The following is a 4,898-nucleotide window of genomic DNA, read 5'->3' on the forward strand; positions in this document are numbered from 1 at the left end:
CCCCGCCCCCCCCTCCCGCGAGGCGCCGCGGCCGCCGTTGCTGCGCCGCCCTCCCGCCCCCCCCCCCCGCCCCGCGGGCCGGGCGCCCCCCGGCTCCGCCGTGCCTTCGGCGACGAGGAGGCGGGCCGAATCCCGCTGCGCGACATCACCGACGTCCGGCTCGCCCGCCTGCCCGACCACCTGCCGCCCTACCCCTGGTTCACCGTCCCCGGCCGGGCGCCGCTGCTCGCCGAACCTCGCGATGCCCTCGTGCTCACCGCACGCGGCAGTGGCACCCCCATCTGGGTCCCCACCACCGCCCCCGAGGCCGATCTGGAAACTCTCCGCAGACGCCTGTACCACCTCGCCCGCGCGCCCCACGGTCCGCTCCGCTGACCCGCCCCGCCTCCCGGAGGGCGCCGCCATCCTGGAACCCAGTGCACGACATGCCCGTTCGCGACTTCGGGAGCGGAGCAGGGCCCAGGGGGCGGCGGGTGCGATTTCCGCCGATCGATACGCATGTCGAGAGAGTCCTGGTCGGGGTGACCTTCGGTGGCATCGGCGCGCTCGCCGGGATCTGGGCCGACGTGGCTCTGGCGGTGACGACGGTTGTGGGCAGCGGCGGCGCCGGCCGGGTGACCGGCACCGCCGGGTGCGCCGTCCGGTGGTTTCAGTGGTCGAGCACGAAGTCCGCGGCGAGGCCGAAGGCGTCGGTGGCCGTGCGGATGGCGTCGCGGATGTCGAGGTCGCTATAGGTGTCGTCGGGCACGTAGGGGCTGATCGGGCCCTTGTCGATGTCGGGGCAGCTGAAGTACATCACCGACTTGCGGCCGAGACTGGTCTGCGCGCCGTGGTTGCGAGCCTGGTGGATCAGCGGCGGGATCTCGCCGCCGGTCATGGCGGTCAGGATGCCGCCGGGCATGACGAGCACCTCGTCGGGGCCGGTGGTCAGTGGGATCGTCTCGCCGCCGACCAGCGCCTCCAGGCCGGGGGCGCTGGTCCAGATGACGGTGGCGAGCACGCCGTCCTCGTGCGGGGTCTGCAACAGATCCCGCCTGCCCGGCTCGCCGAAGGAGTTCACCTGGAGCACCGAGGCCTCCTCGAAGGGCAGCTCGTGCGGGTAGCGGTAGTGCGCCGCCAGTTCGTCCATGAGCGCGGTCATCACCCGGCGCGCCGCGCCGTCGCGGTGTTGCTCGAGTGCGTCGAGGAAGTCGGGAATCTCGCTGTGGTGCGGGATCTTCCGCGAATGCGCGGGGTTCCAGTAGAGGAACGAGTCGTTGTCGTCGGCCTCGTTGACCGGGTCGCCGTTGTTGTACGCCGCGTGCGGCGGCCGGTAGCCGTTGGTCAGCCGGTCGTTGCTGTAGCGGAGATTGTGCGCCGGGCCTGCGGCGAAGAACCGATTCGCCTGCTGATGCAACCGGGCCAGCCGGTCGGTCTCGCTCGCGTTCAGGCGCACGCGCGCGTAGCCGGTGGCGCGGATCTGTTCGAGCATGCGTATGCCCCTCGGGTGACTGGACGGTCGTGGCAAGCGGAGCTTTCGTCGACGCCGGCGAAAAGGGCCCGCAGGGCGGGTGTCGTCCTCGGGCTGCGCTGAGCATAATGCCTCACCCGCCCAGGTGCGGATCGACAGGCGGCATGGATCGACCCCGCCGGGACACGCGGCGCGCAGGCTCGGTTCCGACGGGGTCGTCGCAGGTCACGGGGCACGACCCCGCCTCGGGATCAGTCCGGGACGTTGGCCCCGTGCCCGAGCTCGCGCAGCGCCTGCTTGATCTTGGCCTGGGCCTCGTCGAGGGATTCGGGGGAGGGGGAGGAGTCGGCGCCGGAGATGTCGAAGTTGCCCATCTCGAAAGCGGGGAAGACGTGCAGGTGCAGGTGCGGCACCTCGAGGCCGGCGATGAGCAGGCCGACGCGCGGGGCGTCGAAGGCCTTGCGGACGGCCTGGCCGATGGTCTGGGCGACGCCGGTGAGGCGGGCGAACACGGCGGGGTCGACGTCCTGCCACTGGTCGATCTCGGCGCGCGGCACGACGAGGGTGTGACCCTGGGTTACGGGGGCGATGGTCAGGAAGGCGACGAATTCGTCGTCTTCCCAGACGAATCGACCGGGGAGCTGACCTGCGATGATCGCGCTGAAGACGGAAGCCATGCCCCGCAGACTAGTCAGCGGGCGACGAAATGCGACAGGATGCCCTGCACCTCGTAGATGTCGACCTGGCGGTTGAAGCGCTTCTGGATCGGGGCGTCGCTGCCGGAGAGCCAGATGAGCAGTTCGGCGTCGAGGTCGAAGGTGCCCGCGGTCTCCACGGCGAAGTGGGTGATCGATCGGTACGGGATGCTGTGGTAGTTCACCTTGCGCCCGCTCAGGCCCTGCTTGTCGACCAGGATGAGGCGGCGGTCGGTGAACAGCATCGCGTCGCGTATCAGGATGTAGGCGGTGTAGACCTGCTCGCCGTTGCCGAGCAGCTTGGCATACTCCTGCTGGGCGGCGGCCGGGTCGATCCGGCCCGCGTTGCCCATCAATCCGTCCATCAGACCCATGATGTTCCCCTGTCCCGTTCCGCGGCTGCCCCGGCCACTGCCGTTCCGGCCACCGGCTTCCCGCCTCCGGCGGTTCAACCTTCAACCATGTCCTTTCCACTATGCCCGCTGAGCGGCGACGTACACCGCGCCACGCCAGAGGTTTTCGCCCGCCTCGGGCGAACGGCGGGTGAACGGAGCCCGACAGGTGGTCCGGTGCGCACCGGAGCCGGATCGCGCTTCCCCTAAGCTGTGGCCGTGCGCGTACTCGTCATCGGAGCCGGAGCCCGTGAACATGCCCTCGTCCTTGCGCTGCGCCGGGACCCCGCCGTCACCGCGCTGATCGCGGCGCCGGGGAACGCCGGGATCGCCCAGCACGCCGAAGTGCGTCCGGTCGACGCCTCCTCGGCCGAGGCCGTCGTCGCGCTGGCGAAGGATGTGAACGCCGACCTGGTCGTGATCGGTCCCGAAGTGCCGCTGGTGCTCGGCGTGGCCGACGCGGTGCGCGCGGCGGGCATCGCCTGCTTCGGGCCCTCGGCCGCGGCCGCCCGGATCGAGGGCTCCAAGGCCTTCGCCAAGGACGTCATGGCCGCCGCGGGCGTGCGCACCGCGCACAGCGAGGTCGTGGACAGCCCCGCCGAGCTGGACGCCGCCCTGGACCGCTTCGGCCCGACCTGGGTGGTCAAGGACGACGGCCTGGCCGCGGGCAAGGGCGTGGTGGTGACCGCCGATCGTTCCGCGGCCCGCGACCATGCCGCCGAACTGCTCGAGCAGGGCCATCCGGTGCTGCTCGAATCCTTCCTCGACGGGCCGGAGGTGTCGCTGTTCTGCCTGGTCGACGGCGAGGACGTGGTGCCGCTGCTGCCCGCCCAGGACCACAAGCGCGTCGGCGACGGCGACACCGGGCCCAACACCGGCGGCATGGGCGCCTACACCCCGCTGCCGTGGCTGCCCGCCGAGACGGTCACCGAGATCGTGGCGGACGTGGTCGAGCCGGTGGCCGCCGAGATGGTGCGCCGCGGCTGCCCGTTCTCCGGGCTGCTCTACGCGGGCCTGGCGATCGGCGCGGCCGGACCGGCCGTGGTCGAATTCAACTGCCGCTTCGGCGATCCCGAGACCCAGGCGGTGCTGGCGCTGCTGGACAGCCCGCTGGGTGAGCTGCTCAACGCCACCGCGACGGGCGCCCTCGGCCGGGTGCAGCCGCCGCGCTGGAAGGACGGCTCGGCTATCACCGTCGTGCTGGCCGCCGAGAACTACCCCGGCCGCCCGCGCCTGGGCGATGTGATCACCGGGGCGGGCGACGGCACCGCCGACGAGAACACCGCCGTGCTGCACGCGGGCACCGCCACCAGGGAGGACGGCGCGCTGGTCTCCGCGGGCGGCCGTGTGCTCAACGTGGTCGGCGTCGGCGCGGATCTGGCGCAGGCCCGCGAGCGCGCCTACGCGCGCATCGCCTCGATCAAGCTGCCCGGCAGCCATTTCCGCACCGACATCGGCCTGGCGGCGGTCGAATCGCGCATCAGCATCTGAGGTCGTCGGAGTTCGGTCGTCGGGTCGGTCGTCGGAGGTCAGTAGCGCAGGCCGCGCAACGCCAGCCAGGCGACCGGGTCCACGTGCTGACCGTTGACCAGGACCTCGAAGTGCAGGTGCGGGCCGGTGGAGTCGCCCCGGTTGCCCATGCGGGCGATCTGCATGCCCGCCGGGACGCGCTCGCCGACCGAGACGAAGAAGTCGTACATGTGCCCGTAGACGGTGATCGATCCGTCGTCGTGGCGGATGCGCACCCACAGACCGAAGCCCTGGGCGGGGCCGGCGTCGATGACGGTGCCGTCGGCGACGGCGTAGATCGGGGTGCCGATCGGGCCCGCCACGTCGATGCCGTTGTGGAAGGTGCCCCAGCGTGAGCCGAAGCCGGAGGTGAACACCCCGCGCGCGGGCAGGACGAACCCGTTGATGCCGGGCAGCACCGAGCCGGGGGTGACCACCACGCCCGGCTCGTTGATCCACGGCTGCCATTCGCCCGCCGCCGCCGCGGCGGCCTCGGCTTTGGCGCGTTCCAGGGTGGCGCGGGCGGCCGCGGCGACCACGGCCTGCTCACGCAGGCGCTCACCGTTGGCGATGGCGTTGAGGTAGCGACGCACCGAGGGCGGGGTGGACTGGTACTGCTGGGGGTGGGCGAAGAACACCCGGCGGGCCTCGTTCGGGCCGAGCGGTCCCTCCTCGAAGGCCCGGCCGATGGTGGTGTCCGCGCCCGCGAGCAGCAGCACGCCCGCGAGCCCGGCGATCAGCCAGCGGTGGCGCATCAGCAGCGCGCGGTACTCCTCGCGGCGCGGCGGTGACCACAGCCGCCTCGGGTCGGGCAGTTCCCGCGCGCGCAGCGCGGTCAGCCCGGCGCGGGCC

General features: G+C 72.2%; 5 protein-coding genes and 1 pseudogene. 2 read left to right on the top strand and 4 right to left on the bottom strand.

Annotated elements, in window-relative coordinates:
* Positions 1-375, top strand: a pseudogene (locus QH283_RS19385) (hypothetical protein); the annotation flags it as partial.
* 274 nt (positions 376-649) lie between these two features.
* On the opposite strand, the gene QH283_RS19390 reads toward QH283_RS19385, so the two are convergent.
* The 3 genes from QH283_RS19390 to QH283_RS19400 all read right to left on the bottom strand — a co-directional run bounded on the left by QH283_RS19390 (position 650) and on the right by QH283_RS19400 (position 2,519).
* Positions 650-1,471 carry a 2OG-Fe(II) oxygenase family protein gene (locus QH283_RS19390; protein ID WP_280504406.1) on the bottom strand — a complete coding sequence of 274 codons (822 nt, stop codon included), beginning with the start codon at positions 1,469-1,471 and terminating at the stop codon, positions 650-652.
* A gap of 230 nt (positions 1,472-1,701) precedes the next feature.
* Positions 1,702-2,127, bottom strand: coding sequence for an HIT family protein (locus tag QH283_RS19395; RefSeq protein WP_280504407.1), 426 nt, complete (start codon positions 2,125-2,127; stop codon positions 1,702-1,704).
* Between the two features lie 14 nt (positions 2,128-2,141).
* Positions 2,142-2,519, bottom strand: a complete 378-nt coding sequence (locus QH283_RS19400) for a PH domain-containing protein (RefSeq protein WP_280504408.1) — start codon at positions 2,517-2,519, stop codon at positions 2,142-2,144.
* A gap of 237 nt (positions 2,520-2,756) precedes the next feature.
* On the opposite strand from QH283_RS19400, the gene purD reads away from it, so the two are divergent.
* The gene (gene purD, locus QH283_RS19405; RefSeq protein ID WP_280504409.1) at positions 2,757-4,028 is read left to right on the top strand and encodes a phosphoribosylamine--glycine ligase; all 1,272 of its coding nucleotides are present in this window, start codon (positions 2,757-2,759) and stop codon (positions 4,026-4,028) included.
* A 38-nt stretch (positions 4,029-4,066) separates the two neighbouring features.
* Here the strand turns inward: purD and QH283_RS19410 are convergent.
* Positions 4,067-4,898, bottom strand: an 832-nt coding sequence (locus QH283_RS19410; RefSeq protein WP_432420752.1) for a M23 family metallopeptidase, incomplete at its 5' end; no start/stop codon positions are given.

The organism is Nocardia farcinica, from assembly GCF_029867845.1.
GTDB lineage: Bacteria > Actinomycetota > Actinomycetes > Mycobacteriales > Mycobacteriaceae > Nocardia > Nocardia farcinica_A.

What these genes read in the sequence shown, in the direction of transcription:
- QH283_RS19390 (WP_280504406.1), bottom strand. Translation starts at nt 1,471, where the DNA reads ATGCTCGAACAGATCCGCGCCACCGGCTACGCGCGCGTGCGCCTGAAC.
- QH283_RS19395 (WP_280504407.1), bottom strand. Translation starts at nt 2,127, where the DNA reads ATGGCTTCCGTCTTCAGCGCGATCATCGCAGGTCAGCTCCCCGGTCGA.
- QH283_RS19400 (WP_280504408.1), bottom strand. Translation starts at nt 2,519, where the DNA reads ATGGGTCTGATGGACGGATTGATGGGCAACGCGGGCCGGATCGACCCG.